Origin of the sequence: Halalkalicoccus sp. CGA53 (genome assembly GCF_036429475.1) — an archaeon.
GTDB classification, from domain to species: Archaea; Halobacteriota; Halobacteria; order Halobacteriales; family Halalkalicoccaceae; genus Natronorarus; species Natronorarus salvus.
The window spans coordinates 3,122,997-3,146,824 of sequence record NZ_CP144125.1 but is presented as its reverse complement, the minus strand read 5'-3'; the positions used below and the strand labels follow the sequence as shown (position 1 = coordinate 3,146,824).

The 23,828-nt window shown below is 66.0% G+C and carries 22 protein-coding genes; 16 read left to right on the top strand and 6 right to left on the bottom strand.

What is annotated here, in order from left to right:
• The first annotated feature begins 208 nt into the window (after window positions 1–208).
• The 3 genes from V2L32_RS18090 to V2L32_RS18080 all read left to right on the top strand — a co-directional run bounded on the left by V2L32_RS18090 (window position 209) and on the right by V2L32_RS18080 (window position 1,958).
• The gene (locus tag V2L32_RS18090; RefSeq protein WP_331233954.1) at window positions 209–859 is read left to right on the top strand and encodes a DUF305 domain-containing protein; all 651 of its coding nucleotides are present in this window, start codon (window positions 209–211) and stop codon (window positions 857–859) included.
• Window positions 860–934: 75 nt separating this feature from the next.
• The gene (locus V2L32_RS18085; protein WP_331233953.1) at window positions 935–1,450 is read left to right on the top strand and encodes a hypothetical protein; all 516 of its coding nucleotides are present in this window, start codon (window positions 935–937) and stop codon (window positions 1,448–1,450) included.
• Complete coding sequence (locus V2L32_RS18080; protein WP_331233952.1) at window positions 1,443–1,958, top strand: metal-dependent hydrolase; 516 nt, start codon at window positions 1,443–1,445, stop codon at window positions 1,956–1,958. Before V2L32_RS18085 ends, V2L32_RS18080 begins: the two co-directional genes overlap by 8 nt.
• A gap of 168 nt (window positions 1,959–2,126) precedes the next feature.
• Here the strand turns inward: V2L32_RS18080 and V2L32_RS18075 are convergent, their stop codons facing one another.
• Window positions 2,127–2,537 carry an SHOCT domain-containing protein gene (locus V2L32_RS18075; RefSeq protein ID WP_331233951.1) on the bottom strand — a complete coding sequence of 137 codons (411 nt, stop codon included), beginning with the start codon at window positions 2,535–2,537 and terminating at the stop codon, window positions 2,127–2,129.
• Between the two features lie 132 nt (window positions 2,538–2,669).
• Here V2L32_RS18075 and gatD point away from each other — a divergent pair, with 132 nt between their 5' ends.
• On the top strand, window positions 2,670–3,914 hold the full coding sequence (gene gatD, locus V2L32_RS18070) for a Glu-tRNA(Gln) amidotransferase subunit GatD (RefSeq protein WP_331233950.1): 1,245 nt from the start codon (window positions 2,670–2,672) through the stop codon (window positions 3,912–3,914).
• On the top strand, window positions 3,905–4,801 hold the full coding sequence (locus tag V2L32_RS18065) for a GNAT family N-acetyltransferase (RefSeq protein ID WP_331233949.1): 897 nt from the start codon (window positions 3,905–3,907) through the stop codon (window positions 4,799–4,801). Before gatD ends, V2L32_RS18065 begins: the two co-directional genes overlap by 10 nt.
• Here V2L32_RS18065 and V2L32_RS18060 read toward each other — a convergent pair.
• Window positions 4,788–5,066 carry a ubiquitin-like small modifier protein 1 gene (locus V2L32_RS18060; protein ID WP_331233948.1) on the bottom strand — a complete coding sequence of 93 codons (279 nt, stop codon included), beginning with the start codon at window positions 5,064–5,066 and terminating at the stop codon, window positions 4,788–4,790. The two genes, V2L32_RS18065 and V2L32_RS18060, sit on opposite strands and share 14 nt — an antisense overlap.
• 131 nt (window positions 5,067–5,197) lie before the next feature.
• Between V2L32_RS18060 and V2L32_RS18055 the strand changes: the two genes are divergently transcribed.
• Window positions 5,198–5,434, top strand: a complete 237-nt coding sequence (locus V2L32_RS18055; protein WP_331233947.1) for a TrmB family transcriptional regulator — start codon at window positions 5,198–5,200, stop codon at window positions 5,432–5,434.
• On the opposite strand, the gene V2L32_RS18050 is transcribed toward V2L32_RS18055, so the two are convergent.
• Window positions 5,421–6,527, bottom strand: coding sequence for a potassium transporter TrkA (locus V2L32_RS18050; protein ID WP_331233946.1), 1,107 nt, complete (start codon window positions 6,525–6,527; stop codon window positions 5,421–5,423). The genes V2L32_RS18055 and V2L32_RS18050 overlap by 14 nt on opposite strands.
• On the bottom strand, window positions 6,524–7,633 hold the full coding sequence (locus tag V2L32_RS18045; RefSeq protein ID WP_331233945.1) for a potassium transporter TrkA: 1,110 nt from the start codon (window positions 7,631–7,633) through the stop codon (window positions 6,524–6,526). Before V2L32_RS18045 ends, V2L32_RS18050 begins: the two co-directional genes overlap by 4 nt.
• A 121-nt stretch (window positions 7,634–7,754) precedes the next feature.
• Here V2L32_RS18045 and V2L32_RS18040 point away from each other — a divergent pair, with 121 nt between their 5' ends.
• From V2L32_RS18040 to V2L32_RS18020, 5 genes are all read left to right on the top strand, one after another.
• Complete coding sequence (locus V2L32_RS18040; protein ID WP_331233944.1) at window positions 7,755–8,039, top strand: GYD domain-containing protein; 285 nt, start codon at window positions 7,755–7,757, stop codon at window positions 8,037–8,039.
• A gap of 201 nt (window positions 8,040–8,240) precedes the next feature.
• Window positions 8,241–8,405: a DUF7563 family protein gene (locus tag V2L32_RS18035; protein WP_331233942.1), complete on the top strand. Its 165-nt coding sequence runs from the start codon at window positions 8,241–8,243 to the stop codon at window positions 8,403–8,405.
• A 2-nt stretch (window positions 8,406–8,407) separates the two neighbouring features.
• Entirely contained in the window at window positions 8,408–8,614 is a 207-nt protein-coding gene (locus tag V2L32_RS18030) for a hypothetical protein (protein ID WP_331233941.1), read from the top strand.
• Window positions 8,615–8,922: 308 nt separating this feature from the next.
• The gene (locus V2L32_RS18025; RefSeq protein ID WP_331233940.1) at window positions 8,923–10,983 is read left to right on the top strand and encodes a cation:proton antiporter; all 2,061 of its coding nucleotides are present in this window, start codon (window positions 8,923–8,925) and stop codon (window positions 10,981–10,983) included.
• Window positions 10,984–11,388: 405 nt separating this feature from the next.
• Window positions 11,389–12,609 (top strand): Cdc6/Cdc18 family protein, encoded by a 1,221-nt coding sequence (locus V2L32_RS18020; RefSeq protein ID WP_331233939.1) that lies wholly within the window; start codon window positions 11,389–11,391, stop codon window positions 12,607–12,609.
• Between the two features lie 131 nt (window positions 12,610–12,740).
• On the opposite strand, the gene V2L32_RS18015 is transcribed toward V2L32_RS18020, so the two are convergent.
• Window positions 12,741–13,217: an Lrp/AsnC family transcriptional regulator gene (locus tag V2L32_RS18015; protein ID WP_331233938.1), complete on the bottom strand. Its 477-nt coding sequence runs from the start codon at window positions 13,215–13,217 to the stop codon at window positions 12,741–12,743.
• Window positions 13,218–14,088: 871 nt separating this feature from the next.
• Window positions 14,089–14,412, bottom strand: a complete 324-nt coding sequence (locus V2L32_RS18010) for a hypothetical protein (RefSeq protein WP_331233937.1) — start codon at window positions 14,410–14,412, stop codon at window positions 14,089–14,091.
• Window positions 14,413–14,604: 192 nt separating this feature from the next.
• Here V2L32_RS18010 and V2L32_RS18005 point away from each other — a divergent pair, with 192 nt between their 5' ends.
• The 5 genes from V2L32_RS18005 (at window position 14,605) to V2L32_RS17985 (ending at window position 23,686) form a co-directional block, all read left to right on the top strand.
• On the top strand, window positions 14,605–14,979 hold the full coding sequence (locus tag V2L32_RS18005; protein WP_331233935.1) for a hypothetical protein: 375 nt from the start codon (window positions 14,605–14,607) through the stop codon (window positions 14,977–14,979).
• 852 nt (window positions 14,980–15,831) lie between these two features.
• Window positions 15,832–18,111, top strand: a complete 2,280-nt coding sequence (locus V2L32_RS18000) for an amino acid permease (protein ID WP_331233934.1) — start codon at window positions 15,832–15,834, stop codon at window positions 18,109–18,111.
• 223 nt (window positions 18,112–18,334) lie between these two features.
• Window positions 18,335–18,778, top strand: coding sequence for a universal stress protein (locus V2L32_RS17995; protein WP_331233933.1), 444 nt, complete (start codon window positions 18,335–18,337; stop codon window positions 18,776–18,778).
• On the top strand, window positions 18,771–21,065 hold the full coding sequence (locus tag V2L32_RS17990; protein WP_331233932.1) for an amino acid permease: 2,295 nt from the start codon (window positions 18,771–18,773) through the stop codon (window positions 21,063–21,065). Before V2L32_RS17995 ends, V2L32_RS17990 begins: the two co-directional genes overlap by 8 nt.
• Window positions 21,066–21,460: 395 nt before the next feature.
• Window positions 21,461–23,686 (top strand): universal stress protein, encoded by a 2,226-nt coding sequence (locus V2L32_RS17985; RefSeq protein ID WP_331233931.1) that lies wholly within the window; start codon window positions 21,461–21,463, stop codon window positions 23,684–23,686.
• Window positions 23,687–23,828 lie beyond the last annotated feature (142 nt).

Below are 23,828 nucleotides of genomic sequence, written 5' to 3'. Positions count from 1 at the left end.
GGTTCGTGGCGCGCTCGCATAACGGTACGTCCCCGGGTCGCCGGATGCTAACCCAGCGTTAAATCCACCTCACCGATCGTCCGTGGCCGTCGGACCGCGCCTCACTAGTTGATCACAACGGTTCATCGTACTATAATAATAACCGTCGAATCCGTACCGAACTGACAGGGCAGTCACGAGGCCGCTCGTGAGCCCCGACTCACCAGCTATGACACTCGATACGAGCAGACGACGCGTGCTGTACCTGATCGGAGCCACCGGGGCGACCGGATCCGTCGCCGCCGCGGGCAGTCACGACGATGACGACGGCTCCGACCGGAGCGATGACCAGGGTGACCACGGAGAGGATCGCGACGATGACGAGGACGAGGACGAAGATCGCGACGATCGCCACGACGGGGAGCTGAACGAAGCGGACGTTCGCTTCCTGCAGATGATGATCCCGCACCACGAGCAGGCGACGGAGATGGCCGAACTGGTCCTCGGTCGTACGAATCGGAGCGAACTCTGTGCGCTCGCGGAGGAGGTTATCGAGGCCCAGGAGGCGGAGATGGGGACGATGGAGGAGTGGCTCGAAACCCACGGTCACGACCCCCACGACCACGAGATGGACCACGACGAGATGGACGGAATGCTCACCGACGAGGCGATGGACGAGCTCGCTGCGGCCGAGGGCGACGAGTTCGACCGGCTGTTCCTCTCGGGGATGATCCACCACCACGAGGGGGCGATCGTGATGGCCGAGGACGTCCTCGCCGAAGGTGAGGACGGGGACGTGAGACAGCTCGCAGAGGAGGTCATCGAGGTCCAGGAGGCGGAGATCGAGACGATGCGAAAGTGGTGTCGAGACTGGTTCTGAGGCTCCGCTGAACCCCTCTTTCTCGGCCGCGTTCCCGAACGGAACGACGAAGGGTTTCGGCCGACAGGTGGGGGTATGCTCCAGAGCCCCCGTTCGCGCGCCCTCGCGCTCGTCTGCGTCTTCGCCCTCCTCGTCGGCCTGTTCGTCCTCTCCGGGACCGCGGACCCCGACCCGGAGAACCACGCCTATCCCGACGGCGACGATCTCGCGGCGGACTACGACGCGTACGTCGGCGACCGGGCGGACGTCTCCGGCCCCGTCGTCTCGACCGATCCGGTGACGATCGAAACAGGTCCGCCCGGCGAGACGATCACGCTCGAAGTCGAGGGTGTCGAGGAACCGGTCGAGGAGGGACAGCGGCTCCGCGCGTTCGGGGTCGTCGAACCCGGCGGCGCGTTCGACGCGGAGGAGACGCTCGTTCGAGACCCGTGGGAGATCACCTACATGTACGTCGTCTCGCTGCTCGCCGGGCTCTGGGTGCTCTCGCGTCTGCTCCGCGGGTGGCGGATCGACCGGGCGGTCCTCGGTCTCGAACCGCGGGACGAACCCCGCCCCGTCCGAACGCTCCCCCGAGGTGAGCGCGATGGCTGACCTGCTGACACACGTCCTCGTCGGCTACTCGCTCGCGACGTTGCTCTCGTTCCGGTACGAGTGGCTCTCGCCACGCTACGTCACCGTCGCGATGGCCGGTTCACTGATCCCGGACATGAACCGTGCGGAGCTGTTCGTGAGCGGACGGGCCGTCGAAGCCGCCCTCGGGGTTCCGTTCTCGTGGGGAGCGTTCCACACGATGGGTGGCTCGCTCCTCGCCGTCGCGGTCGGCGCACTGCTCGTCCGTCCGGGGATCCGGGTGCGCGTCGCCGCGCTGCTCTTCCTCGGGATGGCCTCACACCACGCGCTCGACCTCCTCCTGATCAACCCCTCGGGTCACTCCTACGCCGCCTTCTGGCCGATCACGGGCTACAACCCACCGACGCCGAACCTCTATCTCAGCTCCGATCGCTGGCCCGCCGCCGTATCGGGTGCGCTCGCGGCCGGTATCTGGTACGTGCGGTACCGGAGCCCGTTCGCCACCGGATCCCGAACCGAAGGCCGATAAGTCACTCCCTCGCGGTCCCCGAACACGACCTCGTTCGTAGCGTGTCGGATAGGTAGCGGGGGATTCTCGAGGTACGCTGGTGCCGAGAACCCCGCCGTCCCGCCCACCCACCCCGAGCTCTCGCCTCGATCCCTCACAGCGCGTCCACCGAGCGGCGCTATCCGTCGCTCACTCCCGCAGGAGGTCGGCCTCTCGACGCGGACCGCCCTCCCGACCCGGGGGAGAACCGGCGTCGAGGAGTCGATCGAGCTTTCGCTCGAACGTCTCCTCGTCGATCTCGCCGACCGCGTACCGGTGTTTGAGCACCGCGATCGGGGAGTCGGCCTCGCGGCTCTCGTCGTGACTCCCCTCGTCCCCGTCGAGCAGGCCGGTGAACCGCCCGAGCAGGTAGTACGCGAGGTAGGTACCGAACAGGACCAGCGGCGTGAGCGTGAGCAGGGAGACGATCCCGATCCAGAGGGCAACTCCCGGGACGAGGAACGTCGGAACGACCAGGATCGCCGTGATCGCGAGCCCCACCCAGAGCGGCGAGCGGAGAACCCGCCGCCCCCACGCCTCGATTCTCGACTCGATTGACATCGGGTGAACGGACGCTCTCGGACTGCATACCCGTTTCGACGGTCCTGACCGGAGGCGACCGGGCTCCGAGGGTCGGAGAGGTCGCCGTCGGGGAACGAGTGAATTTACGTCCACGGCGACGGAACCCCGGCTATGAACGCAGCCGAAGGCGACCGGGTTCGCGTCCGCGGCGGGGAGCGGGATATAAAAGGCGTCCTCATGCCCTCGAGTTCCCACGACCACCTCGTCGTGAAACTCGACGGCGGCTACAACGTCGGCGTCGAGCGCGCGTCGGCGAGCGTCGACGTCCTTGAGGAAGGTGTCTACGACGTCGACGGCGAGAGTTCGGGCGACTCCGTCGTCGAGTTCGACGACTCGCTGCCGACGATATCGCTGATCAGTACCGGTGGGACGATCGCCTCGACGGTCGACTACCGAACCGGAGCGGTGACCGCACAGTTCGACGCCGAGGACGTCCTGCGGGCGGTGCCCGACCTCGCAGGTCGGGCGAACTTTCGAGGGAGGGTCGTCGCGAACATCCTCTCGGAGAATATGACGCCGGAGGTCTGGTCGGACCTCGCCCACGCGGTGTACGAGGAGATCGAGGCGGGTGCCGACGGCGTCGTCGTCATGCACGGCACCGACACGATGCAGTTCACGGCGAGTGCGCTCGCGTTCGCCCTCGACACTCCCGTGCCGATCGTCTTCACCGGAAGCCAGCGCTCGGCGGATCGGCCCTCCTCGGACAACGTGATGAACGCGGTCTGTGCGGTCGAGGCGGCGAAGAGCGATATCGCCGAGGTGCTCGTCTGTATGCACGCGAGCGAGTCCGACGACGTCTGTGCGCTCCACCGGGGGACCAGGGTCAGAAAGAACCACACGTCGCGGCGCGACGCCTTCGAGACCGTGGGTGGAGAGCCGCTCGCGACGGTCGACTACGCGACCGAGGAGATCGAGGTTCGAGGCGAGTACACCGAGCGCGGCGAACGTGAGTTGGCGCTCGACGCCGGGCTGGAGACCGACGTCCTCCTGCTGAAGTTCACGCCTGGGACCGATCCCTCCATACTCGGTCACGTCGAGGGATCGGCGGGGCTCGTCCTCGAGGGGACGGGGCTGGGTCACGTCCACACCGACTGGATCCCGCGGATCGCCGACCTCGTCGAGGACGGAACGACCGTCGTGATGACGAGTCAGTGCATCGAGGGGCGGGTCTGTGACCGGGTCTACGACACCGGCCGGGACCTGCTCGACGCCGGCGTGATCGAGGCCGGGGACACCCTCCCCGGGACGGCGAAGGTGAAGCTGATGTGGGCGCTCGCACGGGACGGCAGCACGGCGGAGCTGTTCTCGACCTCGACCGCGGGCGAGCTCACCGATCGGTCCGTGCCATGGACGTAGACCTGGAGCTACGCGAGGCACGCCCGGAGGACCACGAGGCGGTCGCGGCTATCACCGAGGACACCTGGCCGGACCGGGAGGGCGAGGACTACCTCGCGCGGGTCTACCCGGAGTGGATCGAGGGCGAGGAGCGGGAGACGTTCGTCCTCGACGCAGGGACAGAGCTCGCCGGCATCGCCCAGTGCGTGTCACTCAGCGAGTACGAGGCGTGGTGTCAGGGGATGCGGATGAACCCCGAGTACAGGGGCCGGGGCATCTCGAAGCGGCTGAGCGAGGCGCTGTTCGACTGGGCGTGCGAGCAGGGCGCGACCGTCGCGCGGAACATGGTCTTCTCGTGGAACGTCGCGGGGCTCGGCCAGTCGAGATCGGTCGGCTTCGAGCCGGTCACCGAGTTCCGGTGGGCGACGCCCGAGCCGGATCCCGACGCCGAAGCGGACCTCCGGGTCCGTGAGGACCCGAAACTCGCCTGGCACGCCTGGGTCGAGAGCGACGCCGCGGCCCACCTTCGGGGGCTCGCGCTCGACACCGACGAGTCGTGGGCGCTCTCGCGGCTCACGCCCGCGGATCTGGAGCGCGCTTCGGAGGAGGCGGCCGTCTTCGCCGTCCTCGACGACGGGGTCGGGGGGATGGCCCACCGGGTTCGCGTCTCCCAGCACGGGGAGGACGCGGAGCGGGTCGCGATCTACGGGACGGCAGTCTGGGAGTCGGTCGAGGCGTCGAGGGCGCTGGTCGCCGCGATCGCGCGGGACGCCGCCGAGGTCGGCGCCGACTCGACGAGAGCGTTGCTCCCGGAGACCCCCCGGTACGTCTCGGACGCCGCCTACGCGCGTTCGGGCATCTCCGACGAGCCGGATTTCGTCCTCGGGGCGGACCTCACCCGCCGCTGACCGGAGGGAAGAGCGCGAGTTCGTCGCCCGCCTCCAGTTCGGTCTCGAGGCCAGCCTCCGCCGTGTGGACGTTCCGCCCGTTGCGAAGCAGGTTGATGTGCTCTTCGAGCTCTCCCTCCTCGGTGAGCACGCGCTCGGCGAGCGCGGGGTAGTCCGCCAAGAGCGCGTCGAGCGCTTCGCTCACGGTGTCGCCGGGATCGGCTGCTACCGGCAGCTCCTTCTCTCCCGCTGCCTCCGCGAGGTCCGCGAAGAGCTTCCAGTTCATAGTCGGCTTCGGCGAGCGTCTCGAATGAGCGTTGTGTTTACCATCACCATATGCCCCTTATACACATGGAATCTATACCGCCGATATATGGGACAGGTTTATCAAGGACGACAGACACCTCTCGGGTAGACATGAGCGCCACAGCGTCCTACCACCACACCGAACCGACGATCGACGACCTCCCGGCCGAACTCGACTCCGCCGGCTCGAAGCTGGTCTACCTCTACCTCGACGTCACCGGCGACGCGACGATCGACGACCTCCAGCGCTCGCTCGGGATGAAGAAGCTCGCGCTCTACCCGGTCCTCGACACGCTCTCGGCGGAGGGCCTCGTCGAGCGCGAGGGCGAGACGTTCATCGCGGCCTGAACGCGCCCAACCGCCCTTCCTTTCTCTCCGTTCGCTCGATCACGTACAGCCGTTCGCCCGCTTCCAGCGGTCGGTCGGGCCCCGGCGACAGCTCGACCCCGGTGTCGAACTCGACGGCGACGACGCTCCCCCCGATTGCTCCGACCGACCACCCCTCGCGGCCCTCCCCGACCTCCACCACGTCGACCCCCCAGCCCGCCCGCTCGAACAGCGTCGCGAGCTCCCGTTCGGGCCGCTCGCGTCTCGGCAGCGTCACCAGCCGGTAGTGCGTCTCCCGATCGAGCGCCGAGGCCCGCTCGCTCCTGACTGCGACGCTCACCACATCACCGGAGACGCTGCGCACCTCTCCCGTACAGAGCCGCGTCGGGTCCCCGTCCCCCGTCCAGAGCGCGACCCGGTCGCCCGGCCCCGCCTCGGGTGCGGGGTCGGCGCGGACCGCCACCGCGACCGTCCCACCCGGGAGTCCGGCACCCAGCCCCGACGCGCGGCGCCCGACCGCGAGATGCGTGATCGTACCGTCGGGCTCGATCGAGACGTCCGTGTAGCCGACGCCGTAGTCCTCTCGCAGGCGTGTCTCGAAGCGCCCCTCCAGCTCCGAGACGGTGAGACCGCGCGGGAAGAGCAGGGTCTTCCCCGCCAGCGCCGCCTTTCGGTCCTCCGAGATCGGTTCGTACCCCTCGGCGTCCTCGACCGGCGTGGGGAGGTCGACGGTGATCAGCCGGCCGACCGTCGTGACCAGCGGGCTCACCTCGCCGTCGACGGCGCGCGCGCCGACGAGCGCCGTCGAGTTCTCCGCGAACCGGTCCCCGAGGCCCCGACCGGCGAGCGCGGTCCCCCCGGCGGCGACGAACGTCGCCACGGTGAGCAGCGCGCGCGTGACAGAGAGCGGGTCCGGCCCCACGTCGATGAACTGCGAGAGCGCGACGACCGAGTTGAGGACGAGCGCGACCGCCGAGAGCCCGACGAGCACCGCCAGCCGTCCGGGGAGCCGCTCTCGCGTGTACCACCGCCAGCCGACGGCGACCCCGCCCGCGACGACGCCCGAGAGCGCCGCGAGGCCGACCAGCCTGATCGCCTCGACGGTCGCGCTCATTCGGCGTCCCCCCGGACCGAACGCAGCGCCTCCCGCCTCCCGGCGAGGAAGGCCTCCTCGCCCGCCTCCACCCGTTCGATCTCCCGATGGAGGGTGCCGTCCGACTGTCGGACCGCGAGCACCGCGAGGTCGCCGGCATCGACGCCACGCTCGATCCGGGCCCCGCGTCCGTCGTCCGACACCCGGACCCGCTCGATCGCGCCGCCGTTCCGTCCGAGCGCGGCCGCGAGCCTCTCGACCGGCCGTTCGCCACGGGGGAGCACCAGCAGGTCGGCCCGCTCCCGGTCGAGGAGCGTCCGCGCCGTCGACCGATCGGCCCCCAGAGCGACCCTGCCGACCCCTTCCTCTCCGTCCTCCTCGGGTCCCGGATCGCTCACGACCGTCGCGGTGGGCCCCTCCGATCCGACGCGGACCTCGTCGCCCCGGGCGAGCCCAGGCGGGACGAGCGTTCGCACGGAGACCGCGCGCTGGCCCTCCCCGAGTCGGCGCGAGAGCCGTGCGCCGGCGGGTGCGGCGAGGACGCTCGCCCGTCCGTGCCCGTCGATCGTGACCGAGACGTCGGCGAGGTCGTGGAGTGCCGCGAGGCGATCGGCCAGCCGTCCCTCGATCTCGCCCACGGTCAGGTCCGCCGGGAACCGGAACCGTTCGCCGACGATCGCCTCTCGGCGCTCCTCGGAGAGCGCTCCCTCGGTGTGTTCCCCGATCGTCTCCACCTCGATGCTCACCTCGCCGAAGCCGCCGACGCGCTCGACGAGTTCCGTCGGTAGGGTCCGATCCCTGATCGTGGCGAGGGTGAGCCGTCTCGGGACTTGTTGGGCGGTCTTGTCGCCCTGATCGTGCGCCCAGAGCGACGCCATCAGCACGATCAACACCGCGGTCACCGCGACGGGCGTCTCCGCGATCTCGGGGTCGAGCAGTCCCAGGAGGCCGCCGGAGACGCCCGCAAGCGCCGCACCGACCGCGACGACCGCGAGACCCGGTATCGTCACCCCCGTGACGTACCTGAACGAGAAGCCGAGCGCCCAGGAGACCAGCGCCGGCAACACCCCCGTGAGCACGCCGACGTAGACCCCGACGAGGATCTGGACGGCAAGCGAGTCGGGCATGGTCGCGGTGTCCCTCGGATCGGGTTAGTTCTATCGCTCTCACCCCCATAGAAAGCCTCCGGTGGCCGAGGGACCCGCCGGCTCCGAAAGCGGCTTCACCTCTGGGTCGTCTACGTCGTCCATGGCAGAGTACCTCGTGCAGGTGAACCTCGATCAGCACGTCCAGAACGCCCAGGAACTCGCGGGGCTCTGGGGCGACCTCCGCGAGAAGCTAGAGGAGTTTGAGGTGGAGGTGGTCCGCTCTTACGCCGTCCTCGGCGACGTGGACTTCGTGCTCATCATCGACGCGCCCGACCGCGACGCTGCGGCACAGGCCGCCATCACGATCGGCAGCTACGGTTTCACGACCGAGACGAACGAGCTCATCCCGGTCGAGGAGTTCGCCGGCCTCGTCGGCGACTTCTGAGAGGGGCCGTCGGTGAGGCTCGTCGTACATCGACCGGGAACCGGAAGAGATCGGTGACCTGTACGCCCGAGAGATACGGTTGGCTACGACGATCCCTGTGAGACGTCCCGACTCGGGAGGGACGAGTCACCGGTCCCGGAAGCCGAATCTGCAGGCAAAGGGATTACCCCGGTTCACCGGGAAGTACGGTTTACTGATACGATGCCCCTCTGTAACTCCTGCGAGCGCTTCGTCACCCCCGAGTTCGCCCGGGTGTTCGGCGACAACGACGACCGGATCGACGGCTGTCTCCACTGTGAGACCGCTCGAGCCCTCCAGCGAGGCGGCGCGGTCGGGGACGGTCACGCGACGAGGGAGGGCCTCTAGCCGTGACGTCGGTCCACGAGGGCCGGACGAAGGACGTCGGTCGCTGTCGGACCTGCGGACGGATCGCCCCGGTCTACGTCTCCGACAACGGCGAGATCCGACCCGTCGGCGGGACGAAGAGCTGTGCCGAACGGTCCGGCCACGAGGTCGAACTCCTCGGCGGTGCCGGGGGCCCCGGGGGAACGTCCGACCGATCCGCGGCTCACTGACCCGGGCCAGGGGGTCCGCACGCCGAGCGGACCCGGCTACGACTCGGACGGTTCGGGACCCGAACGAGGGTCATCCGAGACCGGGGGCGTTTCGGTGTGAGACGGCCGGCCGCGAGCGCCGCGAACGGGGACCTGCGTGACGGTCCGGGACGACGATTTCCATAGGCTTATGGACCTCGCTGGACGATCACGAATCGAATCGTTCCTCCACGCCCGATAGCCACACGATCGTCCGAAAACCGACCATGATACGTAACGATCTTTCGATTACACCCCGATCGGCCCGATCCGCCCCCCACTGAGAGCGCATGTCCCGCCCCGCTCTCCTCGCCGTCCCCGAGATTCCGATCGACGAGCCGGTCTTCGTCTTCACGCTCGCGATCGCCGCCTTCCTGATCGGCCCGCTGGTCGTGAAGCGACTCGGCCAGCCTGGCATCGTCGGCGTCGTCCTCCTCGGCGCGGCGCTCGGCCCCGGCGGGACCGGTCTGGTCGAACACGGCTCCGCGATCGTCCTCCTCGGCGAAGTCGGGCTGATCTACCTGCTCTTTACGGTGGGCCTCGAACTCGACCTCCGCGGGTTCTCCGAGGACCCGGAGGGCGCGGCGATCTTCGGCCTGACGAGCTTCTTCCTCCCGCTCTCGGTCGGGACGGCGGCTGGCGTGGTCGTCCTCGGCCTCGACCTCTGGGCGGCGCTGTTGCTCGCGGCGGTCTTCGCCTCGCACACGCTGCTCGCCTACCCGATCGTCAACCAGTACGGGATCACACAGAACCCGGCGGTCACCGCGGTGTTCGGCGGGATCCTCTTCACCGACACGCTCGCGCTGGTCGTGCTCGCGATCGTCGTCGGCGCGATCGACGGCGGGCTCACTCCCATCCTCTTCGCCGAGATCTTCCTCTCGATCGCGATCCTCTTCGCGGCCACCTGGTTCCTCGCGCCGCCGCTCGCCCGGTGGTTCTTCCAGAACACGAGCGAGGAGAGCTACTTCGAGTTCCTGCTCGTGGTCGCGCTCTTCTTCGCCGCGGCGAGCCTCGCCGAACTGCTCGACATCGCACCGATCCTCGGGGCGTTCGTCGCCGGCCTCGCGCTCAACCGGCTGATCCCCGGCGGTGGGACCCTCAGAACGAGGATCGAGTTCGTCGGGAACGCGCTGTTCATCCCCTTCTTCCTCGTTCACGTCGGGATGCTCGTCGACTTCGGGGTGATCCTCGACGGGCTGGCGACGCTCCAGGTCGCCGCGACGATCATCGCCGTGATGATCGCGATGAAGTACGTCGCCGCCTGGACGGTCAGTCGGATCCAGGGCTACGACAAGAACGAACGCGGCGTGATCTTCGGGCTCTCAACGGGCCAGGCCGCCGCCGCGCTCGCGATCACGCTCATCGGCTTCGAGGAGGGGCTGTTCACCGAGGCGGTGTTGAACGCCGTGGTGCTGATGCTGCTCGTCACGGCGGTCGTGAGCCCGTGGCTGACCGAACGCGCCGGCCAGCGCCTCGCGCTCGGCCAGGAGGTCGAGTTCGGCGGCGGCGCGGCGATGGACCCGCGGATCCTCCTGCCGCTCTCCCAGCACGCCGACCTCCAGCGGCGGCTGCTCGAGTTCGCGTTCGTCCTCAAGGGCGAGGAGCGCGACGAACCGGTCCACCTGCTCACGGTCGTCCGGCCGAACGCGGGCGGGCCCACCGAGTCGGTGCTCGCGGAGACCCAGGAGAAACTGGAGGGGATCACGGCAGTCGGCAGCGAGGCAGAGGTGCCGGTCGACGCCCAGACGCGGATCAACCACAACCCCGCCTCGGGGATCGTCCAGAGCGCGCTCGAGGTGCAGGCGAACCTGATCCTGATGGGCTGGGACGCGGGCCGGTCGATGAGCCAGCGGATGTTCGGCGGCGTCATCGATCAGGTGCTCGCCACCACCAGGCTCCCCGTGCTGGTCGCCCGGCTGGGCCACCCGATCAACACGACGAAACGGCTGTTCGTCGTCGTTCCCAGCGGCATCGACCACCACGAGGGCTTCTTCGAGACCGTCCACCTCGTGAAAAAGCTCGCCGACCGCCTCGGCGTCTCGCTCACCGTCCTCACCGTTGAGGGCGACCCGGAGAACTACGACGAGTTGTTCGAGCTGGTCGAGCCGGAGGCGAGCGCCACGTTCAGCCAGCTCGCCGGCTGGGGCGAGCTGCTCCCGACGCTCTCCGAGGCGGCCGAGCCCGACGACCTGATCGCCGTGCTCTCCTCGCGGCCGGGCGAGGTCGGCTGGCACAACGAGCTCCGGAACCTGCCGGGGAGGCTCCGCGAACTCCCGCCCGAGTCGTTCGTGATGCTCTACCCGCGCGAGGGCGACCCCGAGTACGACCGACAGTTCCTCCGGTTCGACTGAGCCCGGACCGTGGCTACCGTATCCGACCCGTCGTCGCTGCAGTTCGGTACACTCCGTCCTCGTCCCGGCAGACGACTCGAAGCTGGCCGACGCGGCACTCTCGTTCGTGCGCTCCGAACACCCGGATGACGAACTCGTAGGGATCGTCGTAGTAGCTCGTAGTTCCTCGATCGCGAATCGAACGACGTGGTGATAGGTGCGCCCGAGAGATCCGGTTGATTACGACGATTCCTGTGAGAGGCGCCTCATCCATGCTCTATGAAAGGCGATCAGTATTACTACTCCAGATCACGGCTTGTGCTGGAGGTTGATACGTATGATTCGGCGTCGAATCCACCGATGTGTTTTTGTGGTCCAGAAATAATACACTCGTAGTTCCGCTGGACAGCGGAGAAAAACAAACCCATGGGAAAATACGACGAGCTCTTCGACGAGACAACCCCCGCGGACAGCGTCTTCGCCGATAAGGGTGCGCTTGATCCGTTCCGGGAACCCGAGGAGATCGTAGCACGCGACGAGCAAGAACGGCAGCTGGCGAGGATCCTCGGCGGTGTTCACGAGGGCTATCTCCCGACGACGGTTTCGATTCACGGTCCTCCGGGGACGGGGAAGACGGCGATCACACGACGGCTCTGTCGGGAGTTCGCGGCGCGGAACCATACCGTAGCCGCCGAGTATGTGAACCTCAAGGAGTGTCAGACGCTGTTTAGCGCCGCTAACGAAATTCTCTTCGAGATAGTTGGTGAGAAGGTCGAGGCATACAAAGGACTAGATGGGGCATTTGCGGCGATCTGGGAGGCGCTTGAGGAGTATCCCGAGTGGACGATCCTACTGCTCGATGAGATCGATCAGGTCACGCAGGACTCAAACTACGACCCCAACCAGTTCTTCTACCGGCTGCTCCGTGGGGAGGGAAAACTCGAACGGGACATCCAGATATCGTGCTGGCTCCTCAGCAACCAGCTTCTGGAGGTCGACCTCCGTTTGGACAGTCGTGTCCAGAGCCCTATGAGCGACGAAGCGGTATTCTTCCCGCCCTACGATCACGAGGAGTTGGCCATGATAGTTGGGCCACGTCTCAACCAAGCATTCCACGAAGATGCGATCACCAGAGAAGCTCGTGCTCACGGACTTATTAATGCAGCATCACGATGGGGTGACGTACGTAAGACGCTTACACTATTCCGTCACGCTGGCGAGACTGCGAACGAGCGTGACCTCGATCAGATTACTGTAGAATGTATCGAAGAGAATTTCGAGTCGACGGAAAAGGAAAATATACTCGAAAATATACTTTCGCTTCCCATTCAACATTTTATGGTGTTGCTTGCTGCGACCTTGTGGACGGAGACGGTCTCCGGCGATATCGTACAGCCGGTCAGTGGAGGGAAACTCTACGAGTCGTATCGAATTATCGTGGATAAAAACTCTCGAGTCAGCGAAAGAGCTGTCCGTCAGATTGTAACTGATTTAGAGACGATGGGGTTAGTAGAAACGTGGATCCAATCAAGGGGGTCTGAAGGACGTGCTAAACAAATCGAAACGACGTTCAATCCAGAGTGGATGTTGGAGATCAAAGATAGATATATCGATGATTCAGAATTCATCACTCAAAACAATCGATAGTTTGTTTGCCATTCCTTCGTGACGAATTCAAGAAATTTTCGCCGGTTTGCTAATTAAGGATGCGGTTTCGAAAGAATGCTATACAGCGAAATAAAGACCCTCGATAGCATCGGTCTCTGATCCCTCTGCACTCATAGTTCACTGGAGAGCGCATCATCGACCGCTGTTTGTGCCTCCTCTACAAGCGTCATAATTCGGTCATGACTGCTCGTCTCGCTATGCAGTTCGTCTTTAATGTGGGATAGAACCACTTTTATATCGGAGAGGCATTCGTGCTCGGCACTCTGTTCCCGAAGACGCCGGATCTCCTGCTTCTTAATTTCGACGGTCTCTGTGAACTCGTTAACCTCGCTGTCTCTCGCATTGTTGAACTCGTCGCCTACGTTGCGTGGATCACTTGTGAGTTCGTATAGTCCCGGCGCTATTTTCTCGACATGACCATGCTCGGTAAGCCGTTTCAATCGATCGCTGGCATACTCACGGGATACACCCATTTCTTCAGCTGCGTAGGTCGGCGTCACACGCCCCTCTTGAAGGATATTAAGTAGCGATTCGTCGGTGTTGTTTAAATCCTCAGGCTTGAGCACTGATTTTCTGGTTACGCTCACAAGCCCCTATTCATTACGCTGTGAAGTGTAATCTATTGTTAGTAACACCTAAACGTGGTTTACGAATAGTAATATACAAGTACATTGGCCGCCTTGCTATAGACTGGAACCCGAGAACGCTAGAATCGGTTTCTGGCCGGGTGCTCTAACACCCGACCTCGGGCTTCTGGGATGCAGAAGCATGAGTCAATCGACGCTACCGACAAATGAGGCTGTCGCTGTATCGCCTACGAACTACGAGGATCGTACCCGGCCGCTTGATGCCGCGCGCAGAGTGATCCGAAAGTCACTGCTCGAGGATAAGTTATTGGACTTTGACGTCTATCGAGCACTCTGTGACGTCTCGATCCCGGCTTCAGTGACCAACCTGGAGCGAACGAATGGTTGAGAACGAACGTCTCCGGGAGTGTCCGCTGTGTGGCGCGATCGGACTCGAAGAGAGAATCGATGAGCACGACTGTCCGACGTTTCTCAAGCGGAACGAACGGGCAGAAGCGGACTCAGCACTGGTTAGTTCTCGAAGCTGCGTTGTAGCCGACCCCAAGCAGGTACTCGATGGCTATCCGCTGTCGATCGCAGAGACCATCTCCTGTCCCGGCTGTCGGTATGTCCTAAGCGAGGGAAAAAATATCGTCGTTCTCGCGTACAGACCACATTGGACCGAGATCTGGGCAATCAAGACCGTTCGATGCCGGTCCTGTGGCTCCGATTCGATCCGATCGATGACCCACCCGGGGGAGTATCTCATAACAGCGGGGCGGATCACGAGCAGATCTGACGCAACGACACAGACCAATGCGCTTGTGTTCTCCGCTCCGACGGTCCACGACCATCTAACGCTGGGGACGGTGCCATCCGAACGGTCGGAACTTCATCCGACAATTCGACGGTGTGTTGGAGAACTCTCGAGCACGAAGGAGACCTCTACGAGATGAGGCCTGACGGTGAAGCCGTCGAACGGGGGTGTCACGACGGGGCCCCCGACCTGGAACTGGATCGACTCACAGACCGCCTCGATCGGCTTGAATCCAAGACGCGGGACCTCGCTCGGAGCATCCAGTGTCGAGACGAACGGATTGTGGACCTCGAAGAACGCCTCTCTGAACATGAAGCGCTTCTTAAGGCCCTTCGGAACAGGACGACGCTCACGCGCGAGATGATCGCCGAACTCCAATCCCGAGAATTCGAGAAACACGCCTATCTTCGGTGGGAGACCGTCGAACCGAACCTCGGGCTACTCGACGTCGATGGCGATTCCCTTGAACAGGTTCGTCCTGACGCGGACGAGTCGTACTGTCGGCTTCCAGGCGGCATTGACCCTCTCTCCAATAGCGGCTCCCACATTCTTCGCGAGGGGGATCTCCTACCAATTCAACGACTTGCACGTATGGACGAGGAGACGCTTCGGTCGACGGCGAGTTCGAAGCCGGTTCGATTGGCGGCGGAGGTCTGGCGCGAGCGAGAGCGCGAAACCGGTCTCTGGAAACCCGGTCGAAACGGGGTGGGGTCGTATCTCGACGCGGGCGAACTCGCACGGTGGATACGGCTCCGTGAATTAGGTGTCGATCGATCGTACTCACAGAAGCTCGCGGGCAGGACGATTGAGGAGTTAAAATCGTTCACTGAGGGTCGTCTCTTCGATCGGCTCGAGTCGCGTCGGAAAGACGGACTCCAGTACAAAGAACGCCGGCTCTATCTCCCGGCGGACGCTGAGATCCCTGGTGAACCTACTCGAGACGGGTCGGAGGTGAGCTCTCCGTAGACAGACGGTGTCGGCGGTGGGTGGTGTCAGGGGTTCTCGGTATCACGGGCTCTCATCCTTCACCCGATGTGATCGGCACCCATTCGGTCGGAATCTGGCGCTGTGGGTGGTTTTGTTATCGTTGAGTAGACTTCTCGATCGGCGGTCGTCGGCAAGGAACGGGCACCAAGCGAACCACTCACCACCGACACCATGTGTCTTCGGAAGCCGGATCGAGCGAGGCCGTCGATAGCTCGAGAATCATTACTCAAATTCCCATCGATACTACTACCAGTAGTTATTCCACCAAGACGTTACTAATAGGGGTCATCGTAGAAGCATATAATTCCACCATCACGGATCGAACGGCGTGGTGATACGTGCGCCTGAGAGATCCTGTTGGTTACGATGATCCCTATCACCGCCTCCCACGTCGCGGAGACGACGAATATCGAAAGCTACAGGGTGATGACCGTCGGGTCCCCCAGATGCCGACGAGGAGTTCGAGTAGACGAGGTGCGGGCGCATGCTCGAACAAGCGCGCGAGCAATCACGGCAGCGCGGCACCGAGATTGAGGGTGTTGATAGCGGAAGGTCCGGCGTCGGCGTGCGTGATCCTCGCGTACGCGGGGGCAAAAAAACGGCGTCGACTGGATCGTGATCGAACCGAATGCTTGTTAAGGGTGTCAGCGAGGGGGTGATTTGCGAAGTTTGCGTGCCGGTCTTGGTCGTTTAGTAACGGCAGTACTCCCCGCTATCCGGCCGTCGTGTACGGGAACCGTTTCGGTCGAACTAAGGGGACCGCAGAACGTAGACGAACTGTGACTATCCGATCGTCCCCGAGACGTTCGACCGCGATCGGAGGATCGAGTGATGGCTGAGGACGCGGAACTCGCGAAGGACCTCGGGCTGCTCTCGGCGCTGACGATCGGGATCGGGACGATGGTCGGCGCGGGGATCTTCGTCCTCCCTGGCGCGGCAGTCGCGGAGGCAGGGCCGCTCGCGGCCGGCGCGTTCGTCCTCGGCGGGTTCATCGCGCTGTTCACCGCGCTGTCGGCGAGCGAACTCGGCACCGCGATGCCGAAAGCCGGCGGCGCGTACTTCTACGTCAACCGGGGGCTCGGCCCGTTGTTCGGGTCGATCGCCGGCTGGGGCAACTGGATCGGGCTCACGTTCGCCTCGGCGTTCTACATGTTCGGCTTCGGCCAGTACGTCGCTGAGTTCCTCGCCGTGCCGGGGCTCGCGGTCGGACCGTTCGTGCTTACCGGTCCGAAGGTAATCGCGCTGCTGGGCGCCGCCTTCTTCATCGCGGTCAACTATATCGGCGCGAAGGAGACCGGCCGGCTCCAGAACGTCATCGTGTTCACACTACTCGGAATCCTCGTCGTGTTCACGCTCTTCGGCATGTTGAACGCCGACCTCCAGACGCTCCGGCCGATCGCACCGGAGGGCTTCGGCGCGCTCTTGCCGGTCACCGGGCTGGTGTTCGTCTCGTATCTCGGCTTCGTCCAGATCACGTCCGTCGCTGAGGAGATCAAGGACCCGGGACGGAACCTCCCTATCGCGGTCGTTGGGAGCGTCGTCATCGTCACCGCTATCTACGCGCTGGTGCTGCTCGCGGTCCTCGGGGCGGTCCCGAACGAGCTCGTCGCCGGCAACGACACGGCCGTCGTCCAGGTGGCGAGCGTGCTCATCGGGCCGATCGGTGCGGTCGCGATGCTCATAGGCGGGTTGCTCGCGACGGCGTCGTCGGCGAACGCGTCGATTCTCTCGTCGTCGCGGATCAACTTCGCGATGGGCAGAGACGGGATCGTCTCGCCGGCACTGAACGAGATCCACGAGCGGTTCGGGACGCCCTACCGATCGATCGGGGTCACCGGCGCGCTGATCCTGGTGTTCATCGTGGTGGGGAACCTGGAGCTGCTCGCGACCGCGGGGAGCGTGCTGCACCTGGTCGTCTACGGCCTACTGAACCTCGCGCTGATCGTCTTCCGCGAGGCGGAGCCGGCAGGCTACGACCCCGACTTCACCATCCCGCTCTACCCGATCACGCCGATCCTCGGCGCGGTGTTCTCGTTCGCACTGATCGCGTTCATCGACCCGGTCGTCGTCCTGCTCTGTGCGCTGTTCGTCGGCCTCGCCGTCCTCTGGTACCTCGGCTACGCCCGCTCGCGCACCGAGCGCGAGGGGGTCCTGAGCGAGTACGTCCTCTCGCGTCCCGAGCGGATGCCCGACGCCGCCGTCACCGCTGCCGAGGCCACCCAACCCGACCGCGCGAAACCATACCGGGTCCTCGTGCCAATCTCGAACCCGCGAACCGAGGGCGACCTGCTCTCGCTGGCGAGCGTGATCGCGAAGGCGAACGAAGGGATCGTCGACGCGGTTCACATCGTCCAGGTGCCCGATCAGATCCCACTGGATCGGGGCGCGGAACATATCGAGCGGATCGACGCCGAGTCAGGCAAACTACTTGAGCGCGCGCGGGAGGAGGCCGACACCCTCGGGGTACCGGTCGAGACGACGACCGTCGTCTCGCATCGCTCGTTCGAGGAGGTCTTCGACACGGCCAGGCGTCACGACGCCGATACCGTGGTGATGGGCTGGGGCGCGAACAGGCCGTGGGAGGCGGGCACCGCCCAGCGACCGATCGACGAGCTCACCCACGACCTGCCGTGTGACTTCCTCATCCTCAAGGACCGCGGTCTCGACACCCGACGGGTGCTCGTGCCGACCGCGGGGGGACCGGACTCGGACCTCTCGGCGGAGGTCGCACGGTACCTCCGCGACCGGGTCGGCGCGGAGATCAGCCTCCTCCACGTCGTCGAGGGTGAGGACGCGCGCGCCGGCGGATACGCCTTCCTCGGCGGGTGGGCCGAGGAGCACGGCCTGCCGAACGCAGAGATCCTGATCGACGACTCCGGCGACGTCGAGGGCGCGATCGAACGCGAGGCGGAGGACCGGACGCTGGTGATTATCGGCGCGACCGAGCGTGGGCTGCTCTCGCGGCTGGTCCGCGGCTCGCTCGTCTTCGACGTCGTCGACGAGGTCGAGTGTTCGGTGCTACTCGCCGAACGACCGTCCGGACGTACGATTCGCGAACGGATCCTCGGGCGAGCCGCGCCGTCGGAGCGAGCGGCCGCCGGCGACGACTGATTCGTCCATTCGTCCAGCAAGGTGACGAGATCCTGCTGGACGTCAGAAAACACACGATCGAACACGATGGATATCCGTCGATCGTGCGGGAAGTCGACGAACCGAACCGCTTATGGCCCGATGGACGATTGCCCCAGTATGGACGCAGCGACCGGCAGGACCGACGACCCGGCTCGCCCTCCGAACGATCGACGCGGTGCGTCCCGGTAATCGAGTTCTCCCCATGGTCAGAACGTTCACCGAGACGGTAGTACTCCCCCTCGCGAGCCCGAGGGACGCCGAGGCGACCGGGAGGGCGGTCCGTCCCTACCTCGACGGGACCTCCGATCACGTGCTCGTGGTCCACGTCATCGAGAAGGCAGGCGGCGCTCCCGACAAGGTGCCGGTCGAACAGGCCCGGATGCGGGCCGACGAGATATTCGCGACCGTCGAGGCGGCGTTCGCCGACTCCGACGTCCCGGTCGAGACCCGGGTCGTCTACGACACCGATGTCGCACGCGCGATCCTAGCGGTCGCCGAGGACGCCAGCGCGACCTCGATCGTCGTGACCCCGCGTGGCGCGAGCCGATGGATGAAGATGCTCTCCGGCGAGGTGATGCCCTCGCTCGTAAACGACACCGACCGCCCGGTCATCGTGATCCCGGAACGGGAGGCCGAAGGTGGCTGAGGACGCGGAACTCGCGAAGGACCTCGGGCTGCTCTCGGCGCTGACGATCGGGATCGGGACGATGGTCGGCGCGGGGATCTTCGTCCTCCCGGGGATCGCCGCCCAGGAGGCCGGCCCGGTCGTCGTCGCCTCGTTCGTGATCGGCGGCATGATCGCGTTCATCAACGCGTTCGCGGTGAGCGAACTCGGCACCGCGATGCCGAAAGCCGGCGGCGCGTACTACTGGATCAACCGTTCGCTGGGCCCCTCCTTCGGGTCGATCGCCGGCCTCGGCGACTGGATGGGCCTGGCGTTCGCGAGCGCCTTCTACTGTATCGGCTTCGGCCAGTACCTCGCGACGCTCGCCCCGCTGCCCTCGATCCTCTTTCTCAACGACATCCAGGTCGGCGCGCTGATCGCCGGGGTGATCTTCGTCGGCGTGAACTACATCGGTGCGAAGGAGACCGGCGGGATCCAGACGGTGATCGTCTTGATCTTGCTCGGGATCCTCACGGTGTTCGCGCTCGCCGGCTGGCTCGCGTTCGACTACGCGACGCTCGTCGGCGACGGGGGCTGGGCACCGACGGCCGAGGGCTACGGCGCGATCCTCCCCGCAACGGCGCTCGTCTTCGTCTCGTTTCTGGGCTACGCGAAGATCGCGACCGTCGCCGAGGAACTGAAGAACCCCGGGCGGAACCTCCCGCTCGCGGTGCTCGGGAGCGTCGGGTTCGTCACGGTGCTGTACGCGATCCTCGTCACCGTGATGCTCGGTGTCGTCCCGTGGCCCGACCTCGACCTCGACGCGCCGGTCGCACAGGCCGCCGAGGTGGCGTTCCCCGCCGCGATCGCGACCGCGGCGGCGACCGTGATGACGCTTGGCGCGTTGCTCGCGACCGCCTCCTCCGCGAACGCCTCGATCCTCTCGTCGGCCCGGATCAACTTCGCGATGGGCCGGGACAAGATCGTCACCGACTGGCTCAACGAGATCCACCCCAAGTTCGCGACCCCCTATCGCTCGATCCTCGTGACGGGATCGATGATCGTCCTCTTTATCGCCGCGCTCGGCCGCGACCTCGCGATCCTCGCGCAGGCGGCGAGCGTCCTCCACCTGATCGTCTACGCGCTCACGAACGTCGCGCTGATCGTCTTCCGACAGGCCGACCTCCCGGAGTACGACCCAGACTTCACGGTGCCGCTCTACCCGCTCACGCCGATCCTCGGCGCGGTGCTCTCGATCGGGCTGATCGGCTTCATGGCGACGGCGGAGATCCTCCTCAGCGTCCTGTTCGTCGTCGCCGCGCTCGCCTGGTACTTCCTCTACGCCCGGAAACACACGCTCCACGAGGGGATACTCGGCGAGTACGTCCTCTCACGGGCGGACGAACTGCCCGACGCCGCCGTGACCGCCGCCGAGGTCGCGCAGCCGGACGTCTCGCGCGAACACCGCGTGATGGTGCCGATCTCGAACCCCCGAACCGAGGGCGTGCTCCTCTCGCTCGCGGCCACCATCGCGAAGGCCAACGACGGGGTCGTCCACGCGGTCCACATCGTCCAGGTGCCCGATCAGATCCCGCTCGACCGGGGCGCGGAACATATAGACCGGATCGACGCCGAGTCCGGGAAACTGCTCGAGCGCGCCGAACGGGAGGCCGAGACGCTCGGCGTCCCCGTCGAGACGACGACCGTCGTCTCGCATCGCTCGTTCGAGGAGGTCTTCGACGCCGCCCGCCGGTTCGACGCCGATCGGGTCGTCATGGGCTGGGGTGTGGACCGGCCGTGGGCGGTGGGGACTGCCCAGCGACCGATCGACGAGCTCACCCACGACCTGCCGTGTGACTTCCTCATCCTCAAGGACCGCGGGTTCGCCACCGATAGAGTACTCGTCCCGACGGCGGGCGGGCCGGACTCAGAACTCTCTGCGGAGGTCGCCGCCGTCCTCCGCGACCAGGTCGGCGCGGAGGTCGCGCTGTTGCACGTCGTCGACGGCGAGGACGAACGAGCCCGGGGCCACGCCTTCCTCGGCGGATGGGCTGAGGAGCACGGCCTGCCGAACGCGGAGATCCTGATCGACGACTCCGGCGACGTCGAGGGTGCGATCGCCCGGGCCGCCGCGGGTCGGACGCTGGTGATTATCGGCGCGACCGAGCGTGGGCTGCTCTCGCGGCTGGTCCGCGGCTCGCTCGTCTTCGACGTCGTCGACGAGGTCGAGTGTTCGGTGCTACTCGCCGAACGACCGTCCGGACGTACGATTCGCGAGCGGCTGTTCGGCAGCGGCACCTCCGAAGGGGCGACCGCGAGCGACGACTGATCCCGTCTTCCTCTCCGAACGACGGCTCGACGAGACGACGCTGACCGGCGACGAGAACCCTCGGGGGTCAGGACGCGCGGCTCACGCGCCCCGAACGACGAGACCCGTGTGGCTCAACTCCTCGCTCACCTGGCTCGTCGTCGGGCCTCGGACCGCTCCTGTGCCCAGTCGATGGATTACGTGTCGAGACCGTCTCCCTCCAGGCGGTCACACACCCCGGAGGACGAACTCGCCGAGACTCTCGTCGTCGTCGTGGTCAACAGCGCGATGACCCCGTCGACGACGAACGAGAGCGCGATCGCCGGGCGCGCGACGCCCGGGGCGGAGGGGGACGTGTATCGGCCAGCCGGAGTGGACCGAACCGGTTAAATCACGGGCTCTCGGTCAGGGTGATAATGACCAAGGACCTTGAGCGCGACCTCGGTCTCGTCCCGGTGATCGCCATCAGCATGGGGGCGATGATCGGCAGCGGGATCTTCATTCTCCCGGGGCTCGCGATGGCCGAGGCCGGCCCGGCGGTGATCCTCGCGTTCCTCGTCGCCGGCCTGCTCGTCGTCCCGGCGGCGATCAGCATCGCGGAACTCGGGACCGCAATGCCGGAGGCCGGCGGCGACTACGTCTTCATCGAACGCGGAATGGGCCCCGTGGCGGGGACGATCGCCGGTCTTGGAACCTGGCTGATGCTGATGTTCAAGGGCGCACTCGCGCTCGTCGGCGGGATGTTCTACCTCGACCTGCTGTTCTGGCTGCCGAGTCACGCCGCCGCCGCCGTCGTTCTCGGTACCGCGCTGATCGGCGTCAACCTGATCGGCGTCAAACAGACCGGGCGGCTCCAGTCGCTGATGGTCGTCGTGATGGTGATCATCCTCTCCGCGTTCGTCGCGCTCAGCATCACCCACGTGCAGAGCCCCCGGTACGAGCCCTTCTTTACCGCGGGCTACTCCGGACTCGTCGGCGCGACGACGATGGTACTGGTCTCCTACGCCGGCGTCACGAAGATCGCGGCGGTCGCCGAGGAGATCGAGGACCCGGGTCGGAACCTCCCGCTCGGGCTGTTGCTCTCGCTCTGTTCGACCGCGCTGTTGTACGCACTGATCGTCTTCGTGCTCGTCGGAACGATCGACCCTGTCCAGCTCGCCGGGACGAACGTGCCGATGGCGGACGCGGTCGAGCCGATCCCCGGCCTCGGCGCCCCGGCGGTGGCAGCGATCGTGGTCGCCGCGGTGCTGGCGCTGGTCTCGACGGCGAACGCGGGTATCCTCACCGCCTCGCGCTACCCGCTCGCGCTCAGCCGGGACGAGCTCCTTCCCAAAGGGTTCGCCTACGTCCACCCGAGGTTCAGCACCCCGACGATCGCCATCCTCGCCACCGGCGGGGCGATGCTGTTCATCATCGTCGCGCTCCCGGTCGAGGAGATCGCGAAGACAGCCGGCGCGTTTCAGATCCTCGTCTACGTGCTCGTCTGCGCCGCGCTGATCGCGTTCCGCGAGCGGAACGTCGAGTGGTACGATCCCAGTTTCGAATCGCCGGCGTACCCCTGGCTCCAGCTGTTCGGGATCGTCTCGGGCGTCTACGTCATCTCACAGATGGACACCCTGCCGCTGGTCGGCGCGGTCGGGATCACCGTGCTCGGGACGGGCTGGTACCTCTGGTACGCGAGCGACCGGGTCGACCGCGAGGGGGTCGCCGTCGACGCCGTCCGCCGCGAGGCGGGCCGAAAGTTCGTCCGCGAGACCGAACGCCAGCTCGCCGGTTCGGAGGAGGGCGAGGAGGTGATGATCGCGCTCAGACGCGACGCGAGCCTGCTCGAGGAGAACCGACTGCTCCAGCTCGCGGCCCCGATCGCACGCACCCGGGAGAGCAGGATCCGGATCGTCCGGTTCGACGAGGTTCCCGACCAGGTGCCTCTGGAGTGGGCGACCGAGCAGTCGGCCGCGGACGTCGAGTTCGAGCGCCGGACCGACGAGCTGGTCGCCGACCTCGACGTGGACGTCGCGGTCGGCGAGATCGTCAGCCACGACACGAAACACGCGGTCGTCAACTACGCCGAACGGGCCGGCGTCGACCTCCTCATCACGCGCGCAGATCCGGTCAGTCGACTCAGAACGCTCTTCGGACGCGACACCGACTGGATCATGGAGCACACCCCCTGTGACATCGTCTTCGTCCAGGAGGGCGCGCTCGAGTCGATCGAGGAGATCGCGATCGTCACGGACCGGAGCCCGTTCAACGATCCGCTGAAGGTCGAACTCGCCGATGCGATCGCGAGCGCAGCCGGCGCCCGTCTCAGGTTCGTCTACGCCGCCGGGGACGCCTCCGACCGGGCCGAGGAGACGATCCGGGCGTACCACGACGAGCTCGACGACCGGTGTGAGGTCCCGGTCGAGGGGACGATCCTCCGGTCCGGCGAGGTCGACGAGCTCGTGGCCGAACTGGCCGGCGCTGACCTCGTGATGCTCACGACGGTCACCCACAGACGGCTGCCCGACCTCCTGTTCAGCCAGCGTTCGGATCGGATCGCGACGCGACTCGACCAGCCCGTCCTGCTCGTCCACTCACGGCGCACCCGCCGGTCGACGTTCCTCGAGCCGGTCATCGATCGCGTGCTCTTCGAGCGGTGAGTCCGCCGGGCGGAAGCGGGGGATCACAGTGACTGGATCCGGTGACCGGAGGCGGGAGTTCTTTACCCTCGCTCGCTTACCCGTGCGTACGATGACCCCCCAGTCCGTCTGGACGACCGGTTCGCAGGCTGCGCTGTCGACC